Below are 20702 nucleotides of genomic sequence, written 5' to 3'. Positions count from 1 at the left end.
GTGCCGGGGCTCAGCCCTGCTGGAAGAGTTCCGCCGGCAGCGGCTTGAGCAGCGCGTAGAGATCGTCGGTGATCGGCCGGTCCCAGCTGGCGATGGTGACCAGCACGCCGTCGCTGCGGTCGAACTGGGCGCAGGAGATCCGGCTCTCGGAGCACTTGATGCGCTTGACGATCAGCAGGTTGTCCTCGTGCATCACGGGGGTGTCCTCGCTCTCGACGACCGTCACCGGCTCGTCGTTGCCGAGCGCGGCGAGCAGCTGGGCCACCTCGAAGGGCACCTGATCGTCCTCGAGCTCGCGGGCCGGGGACCCCTCCGGCAGATTGCCGATGATCATCGCGGGGCCGCGGCCGCCGAACAGGTCGTAGCGGAGGAAGACGCCCTGGCAGCTCCCGTCGGGCGCGGGCAGCAGCCCGGCTCCGAGATTGCCCGGCCAGTCCCCGGGGTCCATGGCGAGGACGTCGAAGTCAGGCCCGGCGGGCGTGGCTGCGCTGCGGCGGCGGAGGAAGGACATGCCGCCATCGTACGTGGCCCGGCCGGGCACGCGGCGCGGACGTCGGCGTGTGGGGCGCCCCGCGTACGGAGCCGCCGCCTCCTCTTGCCGGCGGTCGTTATGCCTGGTCGGCGAGTGCGCGCAGCCGGCGCAGCGCCTCGTCGGTCGCGGCATGTGGCACGAAGAGGTGATCGTGGTGGAAGCCGGCGACGACATTGCAGCTGAGGCCGGCCTGGGCGAGTGCGGTGGCCACGGCGGCGGTCAGTCCGACGGCGTCCAGCGCGGAGTGCACCCGCAGGGTGATCCAGCCGGCGACGTAGTCGTACGAGAGGCCCGCGCGGTCGGCCTCCTCCTGGTGGACGACGAGGGTGCGGCCCTCGGGTTCGGTGACGGTGACCACCGGCGTCAGCCCGTCGGGGACCGCGCCGGGCACGCTCACGAAGACGAAGCGCCCCTCGTTCCGCTCGGGACGCATCCCGCTCAGCAGGGCCCGGAGATCACGTTCACCCGTCATGCCACCACCCTACGGGGCCCCGTCCCGTCCTTCCCTGCGCCGCTCGTGGTGGCGGGCGACCCGGGCGCGGTTGCCGCAGGAGGGGGTGCACCACTCCTGGCGGGCGTGGTCCTTGACGAAGTAGCGCACACAGCGCGGGGCGGGGCAGGCCCGCAGCAGCAGCCGGTCGGGACCGGCCAGGAAGTCGAGGGCGGCGCGGGCCAGTGCGGCGAGGATCCGGTCGGCGGGCGGTGGGGAGCCGACAGGCTCATGCCGGACGACAGGCGGTGCGCCGGGTTCCCAGCTGAGCCGGGGGACCGTGGGGACCAGGGCCGCGGCGGCGTTGAGCCGGCGCACCGCCTCCTCCTCCGGGAGCAGCCGGTGGGCATCGGCGGAGCTGGGCGGCCCCGGCCGGACGGCTCGGGCGAACAGCGACCGGACCGCGGCCCGCAGCTCCCGGACGGCGGTGTGCAGCGCCTCGTCGGGGGTGGCCGGACCGGCCGCACGGTCCAGCAGCGCGGCCCGCTCGTGCACCCAGACCGCGAGCCCTTCCGGACCGGCCAGGTCATCGGTGACGCCGCCGTGCCCGTCGTGGCGGAGGGTGACGGCGAGTTCGAGTGCGAGCCGTGGTGCGGTCATGGAGCTAATGGTAGGTCGCCTCCAACCATTACATACCTGAGGGGGCGGTATGGCTGACGTGCGTCAACTACTGCGGGACCTCCCGGTGTTCGCGGGCGAACTGCCCGCGTTCGATCCGCTGGAGACGCCCGACGACCCGGTGGAACTCTTCACCGCCTGGCTGCTCGGCGCCATACGGGCCCAGGTCCCCGAGCCCCATGCGATGACGGTCGCGACCGCCGGCGCCGACGGCAATCCCTCGGCCCGCACCCTGATCCTCAAGGACATCGACGCGGACGGCTGGCGGTTCGCCGCACACCGCGACAGCGCCAAGGGACGTGAGCTGGCGGCCCGCCCGTACGCCGCGCTGACGTTCTACTGGCAGCCCCTGGCCCGCCAAGTGCGCGTCCGGGGACCGGTGGTGGAGGAGAGCGCGGAGCGCGCGGCCGCGGACTTCCTCGCCCGCAGCCCCGGCGCCCGTGCCGAGGCGCTGCTCGGGCGGCAGAGCCGCCCCCTGGGCGACCTGGCCGAACGGGACGCAGCGGTGGCGGAGTCGGCGGACCGCCTCGCCCGCGAGCCCGGTCTGGTCGCGCCCGGATGGACGCTGCACACGGTGCGGGCGGAGTCGGTGGAGTTCTGGCAGGGCGACAAGGAGCGCAAGCACACCCGGCTGGCCTACCACCGGGCCGACGACGGATGGCGGAAGGAGCTGCTGTGGCCGTGACGGAGGCGCACGCGCAACCGGCGGAAGCGGAGACGCATGCGCTGCCGGCCGAGGCCGTACGGGCGGCGACCGAGACGGGGCAGGAGCGACTGCGCGCCCTGCTGGCCGCCCTGACCGACGACGAGGTACGGGAGCCGGGCGAGCTGCCCGGCTGGACCCGCGCCCATGTCCTCTCGCACATCGAAGGCGTCGCGCTGGCCCTGGCCCGGCAGGCCCGTTATGCGCTGCGCGGTGAGCTGATCGAGCCGTACGACGGCGGGCGCCCGGCGCGCGCGGCCGCGATCGAGGCCGGTGCGGTGCGCGGGGCGGCTGCGCTCGGGGAGGCCGTACGGGCCGCCCTGGCCGAGGCGTCCGCGGCCTGGGCGGCGGTCGGTCCGGCCGACTGGCAGCGGCCGGTGAAGCATCGCAACGGCGATCTGCGCTCCGCACTGCTGGCATGGTGGCGGGAGCTGGAGATCCACACGGCGGACGCCCGGATCGGCCACGCTCCGCGCGACTGGCCACGGGAGCTGTGTCATCACCTGCTGGATCACCTGTCCCCCCGTGTGCCGGAGGATCTGCCTGTCGTCCTGACGTCCACGGACGACACCTTCTCCCGGCGGTACGGTGACGCCGGCGCCCCGGCGGTCACCGTCAGCGGCCCGCTCACCGACCTCGCGGCCTGGCTGGCCGGCCGCACACCGCATCAGCCGCTCGACTGTCACAGGTCGGGGAGGACCATCCGGCCGCCTGAACTGCTCGCCTGGCCGTAGCCGGCGCTCCCGTCACCGTTTTCCGGAAGGAGACCACTGCCCCATGCCCCGTCCCGGTTCCGCCGCGCCGCCCGTCCTCAACCTCTGGAAGGCGGGCCTGCGTTCGGTGCCCGCCGAGGTCTGGCGGCGCGCGGACTGGGAGGTGCTGGTCCTGGCCGACAACGCCCTGACCGAGGTGCCGGCGGCGCTCGGCCGACTGCACGCGCTGCACACTCTCGACCTCGGTCACAACGCGCTGACGACGGTCCCCGACGAGATCGGTGCGCTCGCCGGGCTGACCCGCTTCCTCTACCTGCACGACAACCGGCTCACCGCCCTGCCGGACACGCTGGGCGACCTGGACCGGCTCGGCTATCTCAACGTCGGCGAGAATCCGCTCGGCGCGCTGCCGGCATCGCTCGGCCGGATGGCCGGGCTGGTCGAACTCCGCGCTCAGCGGGCGGAGTTGACATCGCTGCCCGACACGCTGGGACGGCTCGCCGGCCTGCGGGAGCTGTGGCTGGGCGGCAATGCGCTGACCGAGCTGCCCGCGGGCGTCGCTGCGCTGCACGAGCTGAGGGTGCTGGAGCTCCGGGACAACGCGCTCCCCCGGATGCCCGACGCGCTGCGCGCGCTGCCGCTGCTGCGCCGGCTGGACCTGCGGGGGAACCGGATCGAGGTGCTGCCGCGGTGGCTCGCGCAGCTGCCGTCGCTGGAAAAGCTGGATCTGCGCTGGAACCGCGTGGACGATGCGGCCGAAGCGGTCCTGGCGTTGCGGCGGCGGGGGTGTGTGGTGCTCACCTGACGCTTGTGCCACGACCCGCGGCGTGAGTGAGGGGCGGCCTCCCCTCGCGAACCCGGCCGCGAGGGGGAGGCCGCCCGGCACCGGCGTCGTCCCGACCGGGCGCCGGCTCCCCAGGGCCTGTCTTCAAAGTCCCGTCGTTCGCCCGTAGGGCGGCCTCGCGGTGTCTGGTGCACTTCACTCGCTGCGCTCGCTCCGTCTCGGCTCCTCATAAAGCCGGTGGATGCCGAGCGCGATCGCAAGGCGGAGGGTCTGCCCGGTACTGGGTGTACCGGGCAGATCCGACAACGCGGATGGGGGTCCCCCCGCGCCGTTCAGGCGTGGGGGAGTGCGTGCCAGGCGCCGCGAGGCAGGCGGGACTTTGAAGACAGGCCCTAGGTCAGATCGAATTCGCCCTCGCGGGCGTCGAGGACGAAGGCGCGCCACTCGGCGGGGGTGAAGATCACCGCTGGGATCTCCGGGCTGCGGCGGTTTCGCATGGCGATATAGCCCTCGACGAAGGCGATCTGGACGCCGCCCACGCCCTGGGTGCTCGACTGCCACTCGGCCTGCGTCAGGTCGAGATCGGGCCTTGGCCCGCCCACGAGCCGCTGCTCGGTGATGCTGTCGGTCACGTGTCCCGCTCCTCCCGGATCGTCGTCCGCGGTCAGCCTAACCACTGTGTCCGGGGGCGGACAGGGGACGTGGCGAGGCGGTGGAGTGGTGGTGGGGTGTGGGTGGGGTGTGGGTCCGGGTGGGGGGCGTGCCCGTGACGCGCGGCCGCCCCCGGCGGGTGTCAGGTGGCCGGTGCGTCGGCGCCCACCAGCCACATCGAGAAGAACTGGGAGCCGCCGCCGTACGCATGTCCCAACGCCCGCCGTGCGCCGTCGATTTGGTGGGCGCCGGCCTGTCCGCGTACCTGGAGGGCGGCCTCCGCGAAGCGGATCATGCCGGAGGCACCGATGGGGTTGGTGGAGAGCACCCCGCCGGACGGGTTGACCGGGAGGTCGCCGTCCAGCTCGGTGACGCCCGACTCGGTGAGCTTCCAGCCCTCCCCCTCCTCGGCGAAGCCCAGGTTCTCCAGCCACATCGGCTCGTACCAGCTGAAGGGGACGTACATCTCCACCGCGTCGATCTGCCGGCGCGGGTCGGTGATGCCGGCCTGCCGGTAGACATCGGCGGCGCAGTCCTTGCCGGCCTGCGGGGAGACGAAGTCCTTGCCGGCGAAGAGGGTGGGTTCGCTGCGCATGGCCCCGCCGTGCACCCAGGCCGCCGGGTGCGGTGCGCGGGCGGCTCCGGCGCGGTCGGTGAGGATCATCGCGCAGGCGCCGTCGGAGGACGGGCAGGTCTCGGAGTAGCGGATCGGGTCCCAGAGCATCGGCGAGGCCCGGACCTTTTCCAGGGTGATGTCGTGTTCGTGGAGGTGGGCGTAGGGGTTCTTGAGGGCGTTGCGGCGGTCCTTGTAGGCCACGAGGGAGCCGACGGTGTCCGGGGCGCCGGTGCGCCGCATGTAGGCGCGGACGTGCGGGGCGAAGAAGCCGCCGGCGCCGGCCAGCAGGGGCTGCTGGAAGGGGACGGGCAGGGACAGGCCCCACATGGCGTTGGACTCGGACTGCTTCTCGAAGGCGACGGTGAGGACGGTGCGGTGGACCCGGGCGGCGACGAGGTTCGCGGCGACCAGGGCGGTGGAGCCGCCGACCGAGCCGGCGGTGTGCACCCGCAGCATCGGTTTGCCGACGGCGCCCAGGGCATCGGCGAGGTACAGCTCGGGCATCATCACCCCCTCGAAGAAGTCGGGGGCCTTGCCGATCACCACGGCGTCGATGTCCGCCCAGGCCAACTGGGCGTCGTCCAGGGCGCGCCGGGCCGCCTCACGGACGAGCCCGGCGAGCGAGACGTCGCGGCGCGCGGCGACGTGTGTGGTCTGTCCGATGCCGACGACGGCCACGGGCTCCTTGCTCATCACTCACCTTCCAGGACGGCGACCAGGTTGTGCTGCAGGCACGGACCCGAGGTGGCGTGGGCGAGGGCGCGGTCACAGGCGCCCCGCTGGATGCTGGCGGCGGCCTCGCCGAGGCGGATCAGGCCCGCGGCCATGACGGGGTTGGCGGCGAGCGCGCCGCCGGACGGGTTGATGCGTACGGTGCTGTCCGGCGCGTCGAGTTTCAGGGCGCGGCGCAGCACGACCTCCTGGGAGGTGAAGGGGGCGTGCAGTTCGACGGTGTCCACCACGGGGGCACCTCCCCTGCCCTTGCGGCCATGGGGGACCTCGAAGGCGCCGGCGCGCTCTGCGGCGAGCCGGGTGGACGGTGAGTCGGTGAGGTCGCGGACGCCCAGGCCGTGTGCCTCGATGCGGTGGTCGAGGCCGCGGATCCAGGCGGGGCGGTCGGTCAGCCGGCGGGCGGTGTCACCGGCGGCGAGGACGACGGCGGCCGCGCCGTCGCCGATCGGCGGGCAGTCGCCGGTGCGCAGGGGGGCGACGAGCGGTTCGCCCATGGGCACCTCGCCGCGCAGCTGGGCGTGCGGGTTGGCCCCGGCGGCGGCGCGGCGGCGGGCGGCGATGCCGGCCAGTTCCCGCTCGTCGGTCAGCTCCGCGTCGATCAGGGCCTGCGCCTGGAGGGCGGCGAGTGCGACGGAGTCGGGCCACAGCGGGGCGACGTAGTACGGGTCGAGCTGGCGGGTGAGGACGTCGCGGACGCTGCCCGGCGAGGACTTGCCGTAGGAGTAGACGAGTGCGGTCTCCGCCTCGCCGGTGAGGAGCTTCACCCAGGCCTCGTACAGCGCCCAGGCGCCGTCCATCTCGACATGGGATTCGGAGATCGGCGGCCAGGCACCGACGCCGTCCAGGGCCATGGTGAAGGAGAAGGCCCGGCCGGCGAGGTAGTCGGACGAGCCGGAGCAGGTGAAGCCGATGTCCCGGGCGGCCAGGCCGGTCTGCGCCAGCACGTCGTGGAGCACCGGCATCAGCATCTCGACCTCGGAGGTCTCCGCGCTGTCGCGGACGTGATCGCTCTGCCCGAAGGCGACGATGGCGACGTCGCGCATCAGATCAGCTCCTTGTAGCTGTCGTAGTCGGCATCGGGTTCGCCGGTGGGGCGGTAGTGGTCGGGAAAGCGGCTGTCCTCGGCCCAGACGGGTTCGACGCGCAGCCCCATGCGGACCCGGTCGTAGGGGATGCCCCCGATCCGGGCGTGCAGGGCCAGGTCGGCGCCGTCCAGGGCGATATGGGCGTAGACGTAGGGGACCTCGATGTCGAGGTTCTTGGCCTTGATGTTGACGATGCAGAAGGTGGTGACGGTGCCGCGGGGGCCGGCCTCGACCTGGGTGTCGGTGGCGACGCCGCAGGTGGGACAGGCCCCGCGGGGCGGGACGTAGACCTTGCGGCAGGAGGGGCAGCGCTCGCCCATGATCCGGTGCTCCGAGAGCGCCTGGAGGTAGCGGGACTGGGCGCGGCCGGGCGCATAGGTGTAGTCGAGCCGGGCGGGGGTGACGATCCCGGTGACGGGGTCCGCGAACTCCCCGTGGTGCGGTACCGGCCGGCGGGCGGCTCCGGCGCTGTCGCCCGGTGCCGGCAGGGCGTTCTCGGCGGCGCCGTCGTCCTGCTCGAAGCAGGCGATGTCGGTGATCGCGCCGGTGCGCTCCGCGGCCCAGCGGACCCGGACCCGCATGCCGGTGCGTACGGCCTCGGGGCCGGGTGCGTCCAGGACGTGCAGCAGGGCGGTGTCGGCGCCGTCGAGCCGGACCAGGACCCAGGCGAAGGGGGTGGTGAGGGGCTGACCGCGGCGGGGGGACGGGTTCCAGGCCCAGGTGGTGACGGTGCCGCTGGTGCCGACCTCGACCAGGTCGCGGATCTCCTCCGCGGTGACCGGGTCGTATTCGACGGGTGGGACGACCACCCGGCCGTCGCTCGCCGTGACGCCCAGGACGGTGCGCTCGCGCAGCCCGGTGAGGAAGGCGCTCTGGACGGGCCCGAGGGAGCGGGTGAAGGGGAATTCCACGACGAGGGGCGCCGTGAGGACCTCTGGCATGCGGGGCTCCTTGGGTCAGGCGCGCCGGTAGACGGGCGGGCGCTTCTCGGCGAAGGCCCGGGAGCCTTCTTTGGCGTCGGCGGTGTCGAAAACCGGCCAGCCGCGGGCGAGTTCGGCCGCCAGCCCGTCGGTCTCGGTCATCTCGGCGGTCTCGTAGACGGACGCCTTGACGGCTTCGACGGCGAGCGGTCCGCAGCCGTTGACCCGTTCCGCGATCTCCAGGGCCGCCTCCAGCGCGGTCCCCTCGGGCACGACATGGCCGATCAGGCCGATGCGTTCGGCCTCGCGCGCGGGGTAGGGCCGGCCGGTGAGCAGCATTTCCAGGGCATGGGTGCGGGGGATCTGGCGGGCGAGGCGGACGGTGGAGCCGCCGATGGGGAACAGCCCGTGCCGGACCTCGTAGAGCCCGAAGGTGGCGCTCTCGCCGGCGACGCGGATGTCGGTGCCCTGCAGGATTTCCGTCCCGCCCGCGACGCAGTGTCCCTCGACGGCGGCGATCACGGGTTTGCGGGGGCGGTGGTGCCGCAGCATCGCCTTCCAGTGCAGGTCGGGGTCGGCGCGCAGCCGGTCGCGGTGCTGCTCGCCGGCCATGCCGTCGCCCGCGAGGGCCTTGAGGTCCATGCCGGCACAGAAGGTGCCGCCGGCGCCGGTGAGGACGACGGAGCGGATCGTGTCGTCCTCGTCGGCGGAGATCCAGCCGTCGTACAGGCCCACCAGCATCGGCAGCGAGAGCGCGTTCTTCGCCTCCGGCCGGTTGAGGGTGAGCACCAGTGTCGCGCCGACGCGCTCCACCGACAGATGTTCCGTACCACCCATGTTCCGTCCTCCCGTCTCACGACGGAGAACAGGTTGCAGGAGCGGCACACCGACTTCAAGACCTTTCTGACAGGTAGTCAGATTTCTTCGCCACGGCCCTTCCCTGCTCCTTCCGGCGGCGCTCTAATGACCGCCAAGCCGACGCCCGCCCGGTCTGGAGGAGACGTGGAGTACAACCTTGCCGACCTCTTCGAGTCGATCGTCGACACGGTCCCGGACCGCGAGGCGCTGGTGTACGTCGACCATCCGGGGACCGGCAGCGAACGGCGGCTGACCTACGCCGAGCTGGACCGCGCCGCCAACCGTCTGGCCCACCACCTCGCCGACCGGGGCGTCCGCCCCGGTCAGCACGTCGGACTGCACCTCTACAACGGCATCGAATACCTCCAGGCCGTCTACGCCTGCCTGAAGATCCGCGCCGTCCCGGTGAACGTCAACTACCGCTACGTCGAGGAGGAGCTGATCTATCTCTACCGGGACGCCGACCTGGTGGCGCTGGTCTTCGACGCGGAGTTCACCGCGCGGGTGGCCGCCGCCCTCCCGCAGGCGCCCGGGCTGCGGCATCTCGTACGGGTCGGCACCCCGCCCGCCGGCGCCCCCGAACCGCCCGTCACGCCCGTCGCGCTCGCGGACGCCGAGGCCGCCGCCTCCCCCGCGCGCGGCTTCGGGCCGCGCTCGGCCGACGACCAGATCGTGATCTACACCGGCGGCACCACCGGCATGCCCAAGGGCGTGATGTGGCGCCACGAGGACCTCTTCTTCGCCGGAATGGGGGGCGGGGCACCGACCGGTGAGCCGGTCACGCGGCCGCAGGAGCTGGCCGAGCGGGTCGCGGCCGGCGGTGACGGCATCGTCTTCTTCCCCGCTCCCCCGCTGATGCACGGGACCTCCACCCTCACCGCGTTCATCGCCTTCCACTTCGGCCAGAAGGTCGTCATCCACCGCAAATACGTCCCCGAGGAGGTGCTGCGGACCATCGAACGGGAGCGGGTCACCAGCGTCTCGCTGGTCGGCGACGCGATGCTGCGTCCGCTCGTCGACGCCCTCGCCGGGCCGCTCAAGGGCACCGACTGCTCCTCGCTGTTCAGCGTCAGCAGCTCCGGCGCGATCCTCTCCGAGACCGTACGCGCCCAGTTCGCGGCGCTGCTCCCGCAGGTCATGCTGCTCAACAACTTCGGCTCGTCCGAGTCCGGCTTCAACGGCACCGCCACCGACGACTCGGGCCCCGGCAAGGGCTTCCGGCTGCACGTCAACTCCCGTACGGCGGTGGTGGACCTGGCGACCCATGAGCCGGTGCCGGCCGGTGAGGTCGGCCGTATCGCGCTGCGCGGGCATGTCCCGCTGGGCTACTACAACGACCCCAAGAAGACCGCCGAGACCTTCTTCGAGGCGCAGGGCGACCGCTGGGTGCTGCTGGGCGACATGGCGACCGTGGACGAGGCGGGCATCGTCACCGTCCTCGGCCGGGGCTCGCAGTGCATCAACTCCGGCGGCGAGAAGGTCTACCCGGAAGAGGTCGAGCAGGCGCTGAAGGCGCATCCGGACGTCTACGACGCCCTGGTCGCGGGCGTACCGGACGAACGGTGGGGCAGCCGCGTCGCGGCCGTGGTGCAGCTGCGCGCCGGTGCGGCGCCGCTGGACCTGGAAGGGCTGCAGCGCCACTGCCGGACCCGGCTGGCGGGGTACAAGATCCCGCGTGCCGCCGTCTTCACCGACCACATCCAGCGCTCACCCAGCGGCAAGGCGGATTACCGCTGGGCGCGGGCGGTGGCGGCGGGCGGAGGGACGGGGTGAGCCGGGCGGTTCGGCGGCGGGCCGGGCGGGCCGCCGTCGGTCAGGCTCCGGTGCAGACCGAGCGCAGCGAGCGGGCCAGGGCCGCAGTGTGCAGCGTGTCCAGGCGTCGCTGCTGGTGTACCCGCACGGTGGCCGCGGTCAGCAGCGGAGCGCAGTACGGCGCCGAACGGGCGCGCGGGGAGCCGGCCAGGGCCCGTACCAGCGCGCCATTGATGCGGTTGATCTCCTTGCGGACCTCCTGGAGGTCGGGCCGCTGAGTGGGGGCCTGCGCCGGGTCCGCGTCCCACCGGCGGTACAGCCCGCGCTGCACGACCTTGTTGGCCTCGATCTGGTCCCGGAAGACCCGCACCGTGGCGGCCGGGCCGGCGCCCAGCCGCCGGGCCTGGTCCGCCACCGTCTCCAGCACCTCCTGCTCACGCGCCGGATCGTCGATCGGGCTGCCGGTGCCCCACTTCGCCGCGGCCACCAGATCGCCGGTGGCCAGCCGCTCGGCGGACAGCTCGGCGAGCGGCCGGAGTTGGGCGTAGGGGGAGTGGGCGGTGGCGGCAGGTGGTGCGGATGCGGCGTGCGGTGCGGCAGCGGAAGGTGGTACGGGCGCGGCAGACCGTGCGGCTGCGGCTGCGGCAGGCGGTGCGGCCGGTGCCGCGGCAGCCGCGCCGGTTGCGGTGAACAGGACGGCCGCGGCCGCACCGACGGCCAGGGCGCTCCGTAACGAGGGGGTCGGGTGCACGGTCGGCGGCCTTTCTCGGACCCCGGGAATCCCCGGGGAGACGGCTACGGCTACGGCTACGGCTACGGCGCCAGGAACGAGGTGACCGCGGCGAGGAATTCTCCGGGGCGTTCCTCGTGGACGAGATGGCCGGCGCCCTCCACCGTCACCAGGCGGGCATCGGGGATCCGCTCGGCCAGGGCGGCGAGGTGGTCCTGCGGGATATGGCTGGACTCGCCGCCGCCGATGATCAGGGTCGGTGCGGTGACCTTGGCCGGTGCGTCCCACCACGCGGGGTCGGGCGCATTGCGCTCCGCCACCACCGCGGCCTTGGCGTGCCAGTCGAACGGCTGCGGGCCGGCCGGTTGCTCCGGCACCTCCTGCGGCGGCTCGGCGGGGAGCGGCACAGGTACCTCCTCCAGGACCAGCCGGTCCACGAGCTCGGGCCGGTCCGCGGCCAGCAGGAGTGCGGCCACCGCGCCCAGCGAGTGCCCGATCAGGGCCACCCGTTTCAGTCCGAGCGCCTGCAGGAAGCCGATCGCGTCGTCCCGCCACCGTTCGAAGCCGTACGCACCGGGCCAGTCGCTGCGGCCGTGACCCCGCTGATCGGGGGCGTAGACACGGTGGGTGCCGGCGAGCCGGCCGACCACACCGCGCCAGTCCTCGCCGTCCTCCCCGAGGCAGTGCAGCAGCACGGCCGGGGGCGCGTCCTCCTCCCCCCACACCCGGTATGCCAGCTGGACCTCACCGACCTGCACCTTCCGGACGTCACTCATGCGCTGGACGCTACCCGGGCGACGCCGGCGTCACGCCCCTTGACGTGTTCGCCGCGCGCTGATTACTTGGATCAGCAGATGGCTACCGAATGATCGGTAGGGAAGCGAGGCGGTGGACTCCATGCCGGAAGCGGCCACGGGCAGTGAGACGTTCGACGAGGCGGAGCGGCTTTCGGCGGACGCGCTGCACAGCCTGCAACTGACCCGGCTGCGCGCCTCATTGCAGCACGCCTATGACCACGTCCCGTTCTACCGGGAATCCTTCGACCGGGCCGGGGTGCATCCGGAGGACTGCCGCTCGCTCGGCGATCTCGCCCGCTTCCCGTTCACCGTCAAGGACGATCTGCGCGCCCAGTACCCCTTCGGGATGTTCGCCGTCCCGAAGGACAAGGTGCGCCGTATCCACGCCTCCAGCGGCACCACGGGCCGGCCGACGGTCGTCGGCTACACCGAGCGCGATCTGGCGCAGTGGGCGGACGTCGTGGCCCGCTCCCTCCATGCGGCCGGCGGACGGCCCGGGCACACCGTCCATATCGCCTACGGATACGGACTGTTCACCGGCGGTCTGGGTGCCCACTACGGCGCGGAGCGGCTCGGCTGCACGGTCGTACCGGCGTCCGGTGGGATGACCAGCCGCCAGGTGCAGATCATCCAGGACCTCCGGCCCGAGATCATCATGGTCACGCCGTCCTACATGCTCACGCTGCTGGACGAGTTCGAGCGGCAGGGCATCGATCCCCGCACGACCTCGCTCGAGGTGGGCGTCTTCGGCGCCGAGCCCTGGACGCAGGAGATGCGCCGCGAGATCGAGGAACGGTTCGCGATCGACGCCGTGGACATATACGGCCTGTCGGAAGTGATGGGCCCCGGTGTCGCCCAGGAGTGTGTGGAGACCAAGGACGGGCTCCACGTCTGGGAGGACCACTTCTACCCGGAGGTGGTCGATCCGATCACCGGCGAGGTGCTGCCGGACGGTGCGCACGGCGAGCTGGTCTTCACCTCGCTCACCAAGGAGGCGATGCCGGTCATCCGCTATCGCACCCGTGATCTGACCCGGCTTCTGCCCGGTACCGCACGCGCCGCCTTCCGCCGGATGGAGAAGATCACCGGACGCAGCGACGACATGATCATCCTGCGCGGCGTCAATCTCTTCCCCGCGCAGGTCGAGGAGATCGTGCTGCGGACACCCGGGGTCGCCCCGCACTTCCAGCTGAGGCTGACCCGGGAGGGCCGGATGGACCATCTGACCGTACGCGCCGAGGCCAGGCCGGACGCGGCCCCCGAGGCGCGCACCGCCGCCGCCGGGCTGATCGCGCGGGGCGTCAAGGACGGCATCGGGGTGTCGGTCGCGGTCGAGATCGTCGACCCGGAGACCCTGGAGCGCTCGGTCGGCAAGATCAAGCGCATCGTGGACGCCCGGCCGCGTGACAAGGCTGCGGAGACCCCATAGCGGGGTGCAGGACGTGCGGCCCGTCGGGCAGGCCACGGTGGGAACCGTCGCCGGGCAGATCGACCAGCCAGGCGGATCCGGGAACGCGGGCCGCCGGTCGGCTCAGCCCACGTCAGCTCAGCCCAGCCCAGATCGGCTCAGCTCAGCCCAGCCCCGGTTCCCAGGTCAGCTCAGCAGTCCAGGGCGGGCTCAACCCAGCGTCGGATCCCCCTTGATGAGGGCGAACGGGGCACCCGCCGGGTCCTTGACCATGGCCAGCCGGCCGACGCCCGGGGCGTCGGTGGGCGGGATCAGGACCGTGGCGCCACGCTCGGTGGCCGCGGCGAAGGTGGCGTCGCAGTCGGTCACGCCGAAATACGGGTGCCACTCCGAGCTCGAACCGGCCTGCAGATGCTCCTTCTGCAGCTGCATGATGCCGCCGTGCCCGGTGTCGTCGTCCTTGCCGCCGCCCGGCGCGGAGACGACGGAGTAGACGAGGTCACCGCCCATCGGCATGTCCTGGTGGCTCCAGGAGAAGACCGCGCGGTAGAAGTCCTTCGCGGCGGCCGCATCCGTGGTGTACAGCTCCGTCCAGCACAGGGAGTTCGGCTCCATGACCATCTCCAGGCCCTGGACGTCGCCCGGCTGCCATACGGCGAATTCGCCGCCCGTCGGGTCGGTGAAGGCGGCCAGCCGGCCCGCGGTGAAGACGTCCATCGGCGGGACGCGCACCGAGCCGCCGGCCTGCTCCACCGACTTGAGCGTGGCGTCCGCGTCCGGGGTGTGGAAGTACACCGTCCAGGCGGAGCGCGCGCCCTCGTCCATCAGCGGGCCGACGGCAGCGACCGTCTTGCCGTCGAGCTGGAAGAAGCCGTAGCCGCCGGCGTCCGGGCCGGCCGACTGGAAGCGCCAGCCGAACACGGCGCCGTAGAAGGAGACGGCGTCGTCGATATCGGGGGCGCCGAGGTCGAGCCAATTGGGTGTGCCCGGGACGTAGTGGGTCGTCAGCATGAAGGGTCCTCCGTTGAGCTCCGTCGCATCTCCGTTGACCTCCGTCGGTCTCGGTCGGTCAACGGCGCGCTTCCGTCGCACGGATCGTGGCGTTCGGGGCCGTTTCCCGCCGCTTCTCAGGATGGCAGGGGGCACTGACAACCGCCCTTCCGCGCGCCCGGCCGTCCCGGCTCAGGGCGCGCCGAACCGTGCGCGGAGCTCCCGCTTGAGGACCTTGCCGCTGGCGTTGCGCGGCAGTGCGTCCACGAACATCACCCGTTTGGGTGCCTTGAACGGCGCAAGGCGGGCGCGGGCCATCGCGATCAGCTCCTGCTCCCCCACGCCCGCGTCGCCCGGCTCGCCCCCGGCACCGCCCGTACCGCCCGTGCCTTGCGGCCCGCCCGTACCGCCCGTGCCTTGCGGCCCGTCCGTACGGAGCACGACCACCGCGGTCACCGCCTCGATCCAGCGCTCGTCCGGCAGCCCGATGACCGCGACCTCGGCCACCTGCGGATGCTCGTAGAGGACGTCCTCGACCTGGCGCGAGGCGACCAGTACGCCACCGGAGTTGATGACGTCCTTGACCCGGTCGACCACCGTGAAATAGCCCTCCGCGTCGCGCACGGCGAGATCGCCGGAGTGGAACCAGCCGTCCCGGAACGCCTCCGCGGTCTCCTCCGGCTTGTCCCAGTAGCCGGTGCACAGTTGCGGGGAGCGGTAGACGACCTCGCCCCGGGTGCCGTCGGGTACCTCCCGGCCCTCCTCGTCCACCACCCGTGCCTCGACGAACAGCACCGGGCGCCCGCAGGAGTCCATCCGGCCCTCGTGTTCGCCGGGGCCGAGCACGGTGGCCAGCGGCCCGATCTCGCTCTGCCCGAAGCAGTTGTAGAAGGCGAGCCCGGGCAGCCGGGCGCGGAGCCGTTCCAGTACCGGCACCGGCATGATCGAGGCACCGTAGTAAGCCTTGCGCAGGCCGCTCAGCTCGCGGGTGGCGAAGTCGGGGTGGTTCGACAGCGCGATCCACACGGTCGGCGGCGCGAACAGGCTGTCGGCCAGCCCCTTTTCCACCAGGTCGAAGATCCGTTCCGGGTCGGGGCCGTCCAGGATGGTGTTCTCCGCGCCGACCGCCAGATAGGGCAGCAGGAAGACGTGCAGCTGCGCGGAGTGGTAGAGCGGGAGCGAGTGCAGCGGCCGGTCCGTCTCCTTCAGGTCCAGGGCGACGACGGCGCTGGTGTACTCGTGCACCAGGGCACGGTGCGTCATCATCGCGCCCTTGGGCAGGGCGGTGGTCCCCGAGGTGTAGAGGAGCTGGACCAGATCCTCGTCGGACACCTCGGCCGACTCGGCCGCCTCGGTCAGCGGCTCGTCGGCGTCCGCGTCCCGCTCGTCGGCGTCCGCCACCGGCTCGCCGCGGGACGCAAGCCGCTCCAGCAGGCCGTCGGGCGTCCCGTACAGCGCCATGGTGCGTACGGAATCCGGCAGCCGAGGCGCGAGCGCGGCGTCGGTGAGCACCAGCGCACTGCCCGACTGCTCCAGGACATAACGCAGGTCCTCGCCGGTGAGGGCGTGGTTGACCGGCACATGCACCAGCCCGGCGCGGGCACAGGCCAGAAACCCGATCAGGTACGCATCCGAGTTGTGCCCGTAGGAGGCGACCCGGTCGCCGGGCCGCAGGCCGTCCGCCCGAAGCGCCCGGGCCGCGCCGGTCACCGCGTCGTCCAGCTCGCGATAGGTCCAGGCCCGGTCCGCGTACCGCACCGCAGTCCGTCCGGGCACCCGACGGGCGCTGCGCCGCAGGACCCCGTCGACCGTATTGCTCCGCGCTTGCGTCATGGCGCGATCCTCGACCGCCCCTCACCACCGGTCAAGCCACCCGACCGGAGCCCGGAGCCGGCAGCCGCCGGTGCGCGGCGCCCGGGCCGGGCGCCGCCGGCTACACGGAACGCTCCCGCCCCTCCCAGTACGGGGCGCGCAGTCGGCGCTTGTACAGCTTGCCGTTGGGGTCGCGTGGCATGGCGGTGAGGAAGTCGACCGACTTGGGGCGTTTGTAGGCTGCCAGTTGCCGTGCGCAGTGGGCCATGATGTCGGCGGCCAGCTCGGGCCCCGGCAGGTGGCCGTCGGCGGGCTCGATGACGGCCTTGACCTCCTCGCCCCAGTCGTCGTGGGGGATGCCGAAGGCGGCCGCGTCGGCGACCGCGGGGTGGGCGAGCAGGACGGATTCGATCTCGGCGGGGTAGATGTTCACCCCGCCCGAGATGATCATGTCGATCTTGCGGTCGCGGAGGAAGAGGTATCCGTCCGCGTCCAGGTACCCGAGGTCCCCGACGGTGAAGAAGTCTCCGATCCGGTTCTTCTTCGTCTTCCCCTCGTCCTTGTGGTACTGGAAGCCGCCGGTGCTCATCTTCATGTAGACGGTGCCGAGTTCGCCCGGGGGCAGCCGGTTTCCGTCGTCGTCGAAGACGGCCAGCTCGCTGATCGGCCAGGCCTTGCCGACCGTACCGGGCTTCTTGAGCCAGGCCTCGGCGGTCGCGAAGGCGCCGCCGCCCTCGCTGGCCGCGTAGTACTCCTCGACGCAGTCGCCCCACCAGTCGATCATCGCTCGTTTGACGTGGTCGGGGCAGGGCGCGGCGCCGTGCAGGGCGTGCCGCATCGAGCTCACGTCGTACGCCGCGCGGGTCTCCTCCGGCAGCGCGAGCAGCCGGTGGAACTGGGTGGGCACCATATGGGTGTGGGTGCAGCGGTGCGCCTCGATCAGGGCCAGCATGTCCTGCGGCGTCCACTTGTCCATCAGGACGAGGCGGTGGCCGATGTGCAGCGAGGCTCCGGCGAACTGCAGGACGGCGGTGTGGTAGAGCGGCGAGCAGACCAGATGGACGTGGTCGCCGAACGGCGTGATGCCGAAGATGGCGAGGAATCCGCCGAGGTGGGCGGCCTCGGGCTCGGTGCCGGGCAGCGGGCGGCGGATGCCGCGCGGGCGTCCGGTGGTGCCCGAGGTGTAGTTCATGACCCAGCCCAGTGTGCGGTCGCCGGGCGCGGATTCCGGCTGTCCGTCGAGGAGTTGGGCGTAGGGCCGGAAGCCGTCGGCCGCACCGACGGCGTAGCGGTGGGACGCGGGCAGCTTCGCCTCGTCCGCCGCCTGCCGGGCCGCCCCGGCGAAGCGCTCGTGGGCGATCAGCACCTTCGCCCCGGAGTCGGCGACGATCCAGGCGATCTCCGGACCGACCAGGTGGTGGTTGACGGGGACGAGATAGAAACCGGCCTGGGACGCGGCGAGGTAGGCGGTGAAGAACTCGACGCCGTTGGGGAGGACCACGGCGAAGGCGTCACCGCGTCGCAGGCCCGCCGCACGCAGCCCGTGGACGAGTTGGTTGCTCGCGGCATGCAGCCGGCCGGCGGTCCACTCCTCGCCGTCGGGGGCGATCAGGACCGTACGGTCCGGGTCGGCGGTTGCCTGCGCCCAGAAGCCGTTGGGCGGTGGGGAGTCGTGGGTCATTCCGCTGTCCTCCTCGGGGTCAGGCGCGTCCGGCGATGCGGTTGATGCGGTCGATGGCCCGCTCGAAGCCGCGGGTGAGGTCGTCGAAGACCTCCTGCACGCTGCGTTCGCTGTTCATCCGGCCGACGATCTGGCCGACCGGGGTGCCGAGCAGCGGCTCGACCTCGTAGCGCTGGATACGGGAATTGGCCTCGGCGACCAGCAGCCCCTGCAGCGGCATCGGGAGGGGGCCGGGGCCGCTCGGCTCGTCCCAGGCATCGGTCCATTCGGTGCGCAGCTGGCGGGCGGGTTTGCCGGTCAGGGCGCGGGAGCGGACGGTGTCGCCCGGCCCGGCGGCGAGCAGTTTCGCGGTCAGCCGCCGGGAGTGCAGGTCCGCCTCCTCACAGGTCAGCCAGAGCGAGCCCAGCCAGACGCCCTGGGCACCGAGGGCGAGACCGGCGGCGATCTGCTCACCGGTGCCGATGCCGCCCGCGGCGAGCACCGGCAGCGGGTCGACGGCCGCCACCACCTCCGGGGTCAGCACCATGGTGGCGATCTCACCGGTGTGGCCGCCCGCCTCGTACCCCTGGGCGACGACGATGTCGATGCCGGCGGCCTTGTGGTGCCGGGCGTGGCGCGGGCTGCCGGCCAGCGCGGCGACGAGGATGCCGTGGTCGTGGGCGCGCCGGACGATGTCGGGCGGGGGTGAGCCGAGGGCGTTGGCCAGCAGCTTGACCGGGTAGTCGAAGGCCACATCGAGCTGGGTGCGGGCGACCTGTTCCATCCACCCGGTGATCCGCCAGCCGGACGCCTCGCCCTGTGCGAGCTGCGGCACCTGGTGTTTGTCGAGGAGTGCGGTGACGAAGCGGCGGTGCTCCTCCGGGATCATCGCCTCGACCTCGGCCTCGGTGACGCCTTCCACCTTCTTGGCGGGCATCACCACATCGAGCCCGTACGGCAGCCCTCCGGTGTGGTCCTGCATCCAGTCCAGATCGCGGGCCAGCTCGTCCGGGGCGGTGTAGCGGACCGCGCCGAGCACCCCGAACCCGCCGGCCCGGGTGATCGCCGCGGCGACCGCGGGGAAGGGGGTGAACCCGAAGACGGCGTGCTCGACTCCCAGCGTGTTGCTCAGCTCCGTCTGCATGGGCGAAGGATGCCGCAGCGGGCCGTACGAGGGAAGAGAGTCTCTGATGCAGCGTCAGAAACTTGCCGGGGAGGGGCCGGCCGGGCGGCACTCGCCCCGTCGTCCGCCCGGCACCCGCCCCGTCACCCCTCCTCCAGCACCGCCATCGCCGCATTGTGTCCCGGGATGCCGCTCACGCCCCCGCCGCGTACCGCGCCCGCCCCGCACAGGAGGACGTTGGGGTGGGTGGTCGCCACGCCCCAGCGGGCCGGGGCGGACCGGGTGTCACCGAGCGCTTCGTCCGAGGGGTCCGCGTAGGGGAAGGCCAGGTCGCGGTGGAAGATGTTGCCGCCCGGCAGGCCCAGTTCACGGTCCAGGTCGAGGGGCGACCGGGCCTCGATGCAGGGGCGGCCGTCGGCGTCGTGGGCCAGGCAGTCGGCGAGCGGTTCGGCGAGATGGCCGTCCAGCTCGGCGAGGGTGGCCGCCAGGAGGCGGTCACGGGTGGCTGCGTGGTCGGCGGTATCGGCGGTGAAGAGACTCGCGGGGGCGTGCAGGCCGAACAGGGTGAGGGTCTGGTAGCCCTGCCGGACCAGGTCGGCGCCGAGGATCGAGGGGTCGGTGAGGGAGTGGCAGTAGATCTCGGAGGGCGGCGAAGCGGGCAGGGTGCCGGACGCGGCCTGTTGGTAGGCGCTCTCCAGCTGGCCGTAGCCCTCGGCGATGTGGAAGGTGCCGGAGAAGGCCTCCCGCGGGTCCACCCCGGTGTCGCGCAGCCGTGGCAGCCGGGTGAGCAGCATATTCACCTTGAGCTGGGCACCCTCGGCGGGTGGCGGCGGGGCCTCGCCCAGCAGGCGGGCCAGCTCGCGCGGGGCGGCGTTGACGAGGACCCGGCGGGCGCCGATGGTGCCCCGCTCGCAGGTCACCTCCGCACTGCGGCCGTCCGTCGCGATACCGGTCACCGCGCAGTCGGTGACGATCTCCGCGCCGGCCCGCCGGGCGGCGTCGGCCAGTGCGTCGGTGAGGGCGCCCATCCCGCCGATGGGGACGTCCCAGTCGCCGGTGCCGCCGCCGATGACGTGGTAGAGGAAACAGCGGTTCTGACGCAGCGACGGGTCATGGGCGGTGGCGAAGGTGCCGATGAGGGCGTCGGTGAGGACCACACCGCGGACCAGGTCGTCGGTGAAGGTCTCCTCGATCACCTCCCCGAGGGGGCGTTCGAACAGGGCGTGCCAGGTGGCGTCGTCGTCGACCGTGGCGCGTAGCGCGGCACGGGTGGGCAGGGGCTCGGTCAGGGTGGGGAAGACCCGCTCGGCCAGCCGGGCCGTGGTGCCGTAGAAGCCCTGCCAGGCGGTGAACTCCCGGTCGGAGCCGGTGAGTTCGGCGAAAGCGGTACGGGTCCGGGCCTCGCCGCCGCCGACCAGGAGACCGGTGGGCCGGCCGTCGCGCACGGTGGGGGTGTAGGAGGAGACCGTGCGTTTGCGGACCGCGAAGCGCAGACCGAGGTCCCGTACGATCTTCGGCGGCAACAGGCTGACGAGGTAGGAGTAACGGGACAGCCGGGCGTCGACCCCGGCGAACGCCCGGGTCGACACGGCGGCACCACCGGTGTGGTCCAGCCGCTCCAGCACCAGCACGCTGCGCCCGGCGCGTGCGAGATAGGCGGCGGCCACCAGTCCGTTGTGCCCGCCACCGACGATGACCGCGTCATACGAAGTCCGTTCCGGCATGCCC

General features: G+C 72.6%; 20 protein-coding genes. 5 read left to right on the top strand and 15 right to left on the bottom strand.

Going from position 1 to position 20702, the window contains the following annotated elements; genetic code table 11:
- Positions 1–10: 10 nt before the first annotated feature.
- The 3 genes from ABZ851_RS04550 to ABZ851_RS04540 all read right to left on the bottom strand — a co-directional run bounded on the left by ABZ851_RS04550 (position 11) and on the right by ABZ851_RS04540 (position 1622).
- The gene (locus tag ABZ851_RS04550; protein WP_018090673.1) at positions 11–511 is read right to left on the bottom strand and encodes a hypothetical protein; all 501 of its coding nucleotides are present in this window, start codon (positions 509–511) and stop codon (positions 11–13) included.
- 97 nt (positions 512–608) lie between these two features.
- Positions 609–1004, bottom strand: coding sequence for an ACT domain-containing protein (locus ABZ851_RS04545; protein ID WP_088796513.1), 396 nt, complete (start codon positions 1002–1004; stop codon positions 609–611).
- Positions 1005–1013: 9 nt separating this feature from the next.
- The gene (locus tag ABZ851_RS04540; protein ID WP_361122068.1) at positions 1014–1622 is read right to left on the bottom strand and encodes a CGNR zinc finger domain-containing protein; all 609 of its coding nucleotides are present in this window, start codon (positions 1620–1622) and stop codon (positions 1014–1016) included.
- A 49-nt stretch (positions 1623–1671) separates the two neighbouring features.
- Between ABZ851_RS04540 and ABZ851_RS04535 the strand changes: the two genes are divergently transcribed.
- The 3 genes from ABZ851_RS04535 to ABZ851_RS04525 are packed head-to-tail and all read left to right on the top strand — an operon-like array spanning position 1672 to position 3861.
- The gene (locus tag ABZ851_RS04535; RefSeq protein WP_361122065.1) at positions 1672–2325 is read left to right on the top strand and encodes a pyridoxal 5'-phosphate synthase; all 654 of its coding nucleotides are present in this window, start codon (positions 1672–1674) and stop codon (positions 2323–2325) included.
- Positions 2322–3077: a maleylpyruvate isomerase family mycothiol-dependent enzyme gene (locus ABZ851_RS04530; RefSeq protein WP_361122062.1), complete on the top strand. Its 756-nt coding sequence runs from the start codon at positions 2322–2324 to the stop codon at positions 3075–3077. The genes ABZ851_RS04535 and ABZ851_RS04530 overlap by 4 nt, the downstream gene beginning before the upstream one ends.
- A 43-nt stretch (positions 3078–3120) precedes the next feature.
- Positions 3121–3861, top strand: a complete 741-nt coding sequence (locus tag ABZ851_RS04525; RefSeq protein ID WP_361122059.1) for a leucine-rich repeat domain-containing protein — start codon at positions 3121–3123, stop codon at positions 3859–3861.
- A 371-nt stretch (positions 3862–4232) separates the two neighbouring features.
- Here the strand turns inward: ABZ851_RS04525 and ABZ851_RS04520 are convergent, their stop codons facing one another.
- From ABZ851_RS04520 to ABZ851_RS04500, 5 genes are all read right to left on the bottom strand, one after another.
- A complete protein-coding gene (locus ABZ851_RS04520) occupies positions 4233–4472 on the bottom strand; it encodes a DUF397 domain-containing protein (protein ID WP_042160231.1) in 240 nt (79 codons plus the stop codon).
- 161 nt (positions 4473–4633) lie between these two features.
- Positions 4634–5800: a thiolase domain-containing protein gene (locus ABZ851_RS04515; RefSeq protein WP_361122055.1), complete on the bottom strand. Its 1167-nt coding sequence runs from the start codon at positions 5798–5800 to the stop codon at positions 4634–4636.
- Positions 5800–6882 carry a thiolase domain-containing protein gene (locus ABZ851_RS04510; RefSeq protein ID WP_361122052.1) on the bottom strand — a complete coding sequence of 361 codons (1083 nt, stop codon included), beginning with the start codon at positions 6880–6882 and terminating at the stop codon, positions 5800–5802. Before ABZ851_RS04510 ends, ABZ851_RS04515 begins: the two co-directional genes overlap by 1 nt.
- On the bottom strand, positions 6882–7865 hold the full coding sequence (locus ABZ851_RS04505; protein WP_361122049.1) for an OB-fold domain-containing protein: 984 nt from the start codon (positions 7863–7865) through the stop codon (positions 6882–6884). The genes ABZ851_RS04510 and ABZ851_RS04505 overlap by 1 nt, the downstream gene beginning before the upstream one ends.
- 15 nt (positions 7866–7880) lie before the next feature.
- Complete coding sequence (locus ABZ851_RS04500) at positions 7881–8681, bottom strand: crotonase/enoyl-CoA hydratase family protein (protein WP_361122046.1); 801 nt, start codon at positions 8679–8681, stop codon at positions 7881–7883.
- A gap of 165 nt (positions 8682–8846) precedes the next feature.
- On the opposite strand from ABZ851_RS04500, the gene ABZ851_RS04495 reads away from it, so the two are divergent.
- Positions 8847–10475: an acyl-CoA synthetase gene (locus tag ABZ851_RS04495; RefSeq protein ID WP_361122043.1), complete on the top strand. Its 1629-nt coding sequence runs from the start codon at positions 8847–8849 to the stop codon at positions 10473–10475.
- Between the two features lie 40 nt (positions 10476–10515).
- On the opposite strand, the gene ABZ851_RS04490 is transcribed toward ABZ851_RS04495, so the two are convergent.
- Both ABZ851_RS04490 and ABZ851_RS04485 read right to left on the bottom strand, forming a co-directional pair.
- Positions 10516–11205, bottom strand: a complete 690-nt coding sequence (locus ABZ851_RS04490) for a chorismate mutase (protein ID WP_361122040.1) — start codon at positions 11203–11205, stop codon at positions 10516–10518.
- Between the two features lie 62 nt (positions 11206–11267).
- Entirely contained in the window at positions 11268–11960 is a 693-nt protein-coding gene (locus tag ABZ851_RS04485) for an alpha/beta hydrolase (protein ID WP_361122037.1), read from the bottom strand.
- A 121-nt stretch (positions 11961–12081) separates the two neighbouring features.
- On the opposite strand from ABZ851_RS04485, the gene paaK reads away from it, so the two are divergent.
- Positions 12082–13410, top strand: coding sequence for a phenylacetate--CoA ligase PaaK (gene paaK / locus ABZ851_RS04480; protein ID WP_361123699.1), 1329 nt, complete (start codon positions 12082–12084; stop codon positions 13408–13410).
- 189 nt (positions 13411–13599) lie between these two features.
- Here the strand turns inward: paaK and ABZ851_RS04475 are convergent, their stop codons facing one another.
- The 5 genes from ABZ851_RS04475 to ABZ851_RS04455 form a co-directional block, all read right to left on the bottom strand.
- Positions 13600–14400 carry a VOC family protein gene (locus ABZ851_RS04475; protein WP_361122034.1) on the bottom strand — a complete coding sequence of 267 codons (801 nt, stop codon included), beginning with the start codon at positions 14398–14400 and terminating at the stop codon, positions 13600–13602.
- A 171-nt stretch (positions 14401–14571) separates the two neighbouring features.
- The gene (locus ABZ851_RS04470) at positions 14572–16212 is read right to left on the bottom strand and encodes an acyl-CoA synthetase (protein WP_361122031.1); all 1641 of its coding nucleotides are present in this window, start codon (positions 16210–16212) and stop codon (positions 14572–14574) included.
- Positions 16213–16312: 100 nt separating this feature from the next.
- Positions 16313–17872, bottom strand: coding sequence for an acyl-CoA synthetase (locus ABZ851_RS04465; RefSeq protein WP_361122028.1), 1560 nt, complete (start codon positions 17870–17872; stop codon positions 16313–16315).
- Between the two features lie 19 nt (positions 17873–17891).
- The gene (locus ABZ851_RS04460; RefSeq protein WP_361122025.1) at positions 17892–18995 is read right to left on the bottom strand and encodes a nitronate monooxygenase family protein; all 1104 of its coding nucleotides are present in this window, start codon (positions 18993–18995) and stop codon (positions 17892–17894) included.
- Between the two features lie 122 nt (positions 18996–19117).
- Positions 19118–20698, bottom strand: a complete 1581-nt coding sequence (locus ABZ851_RS04455; RefSeq protein WP_361122022.1) for an NAD(P)/FAD-dependent oxidoreductase — start codon at positions 20696–20698, stop codon at positions 19118–19120.
- Between the last annotated feature and the right edge of the window lie 4 nt (positions 20699–20702).

Source organism: Streptomyces sp. NPDC047049 (assembly GCF_040643995.1).
GTDB lineage: Bacteria > Actinomycetota > Actinomycetes > Streptomycetales > Streptomycetaceae > Streptomyces > Streptomyces mooreae.
This window is presented reverse-complemented; position numbering and strand designations above follow the sequence as displayed.

What these genes read in the sequence shown, in the direction of transcription:
- ABZ851_RS04525 (WP_361122059.1), top strand. Translation starts at nt 3,121, where the DNA reads ATGCCCCGTCCCGGTTCCGCCGCGCCGCCCGTCCTCAACCTCTGGAAG.
- ABZ851_RS04500 (WP_361122046.1), bottom strand. Translation starts at nt 8,681, where the DNA reads ATGGGTGGTACGGAACATCTGTCGGTGGAGCGCGTCGGCGCGACACTG.
- ABZ851_RS04515 (WP_361122055.1), bottom strand. Translation starts at nt 5,800, where the DNA reads ATGAGCAAGGAGCCCGTGGCCGTCGTCGGCATCGGACAGACCACACAC.
- ABZ851_RS04455 (WP_361122022.1), bottom strand. Translation starts at nt 20,698, where the DNA reads ATGCCGGAACGGACTTCGTATGACGCGGTCATCGTCGGTGGCGGGCAC.
- ABZ851_RS04540 (WP_361122068.1), bottom strand. Translation starts at nt 1,622, where the DNA reads ATGACCGCACCACGGCTCGCACTCGAACTCGCCGTCACCCTCCGCCAC.
- ABZ851_RS04545 (WP_088796513.1), bottom strand. Translation starts at nt 1,004, where the DNA reads ATGACGGGTGAACGTGATCTCCGGGCCCTGCTGAGCGGGATGCGTCCC.
- ABZ851_RS04465 (WP_361122028.1), bottom strand. Translation starts at nt 17,872, where the DNA reads ATGACCCACGACTCCCCACCGCCCAACGGCTTCTGGGCGCAGGCAACC.
- ABZ851_RS04460 (WP_361122025.1), bottom strand. Translation starts at nt 18,995, where the DNA reads ATGCAGACGGAGCTGAGCAACACGCTGGGAGTCGAGCACGCCGTCTTC.
- ABZ851_RS04510 (WP_361122052.1), bottom strand. Translation starts at nt 6,882, where the DNA reads ATGCGCGACGTCGCCATCGTCGCCTTCGGGCAGAGCGATCACGTCCGC.
- ABZ851_RS04485 (WP_361122037.1), bottom strand. Translation starts at nt 11,960, where the DNA reads ATGAGTGACGTCCGGAAGGTGCAGGTCGGTGAGGTCCAGCTGGCATAC.
- ABZ851_RS04470 (WP_361122031.1), bottom strand. Translation starts at nt 16,212, where the DNA reads ATGACGCAAGCGCGGAGCAATACGGTCGACGGGGTCCTGCGGCGCAGC.
- paaK (WP_361123699.1), top strand. Translation starts at nt 12,082, where the DNA reads ATGCCGGAAGCGGCCACGGGCAGTGAGACGTTCGACGAGGCGGAGCGG.
- ABZ851_RS04550 (WP_018090673.1), bottom strand. Translation starts at nt 511, where the DNA reads ATGTCCTTCCTCCGCCGCCGCAGCGCAGCCACGCCCGCCGGGCCTGAC.
- ABZ851_RS04535 (WP_361122065.1), top strand. Translation starts at nt 1,672, where the DNA reads ATGGCTGACGTGCGTCAACTACTGCGGGACCTCCCGGTGTTCGCGGGC.
- ABZ851_RS04505 (WP_361122049.1), bottom strand. Translation starts at nt 7,865, where the DNA reads ATGCCAGAGGTCCTCACGGCGCCCCTCGTCGTGGAATTCCCCTTCACC.
- ABZ851_RS04475 (WP_361122034.1), bottom strand. Translation starts at nt 14,400, where the DNA reads ATGCTGACGACCCACTACGTCCCGGGCACACCCAATTGGCTCGACCTC.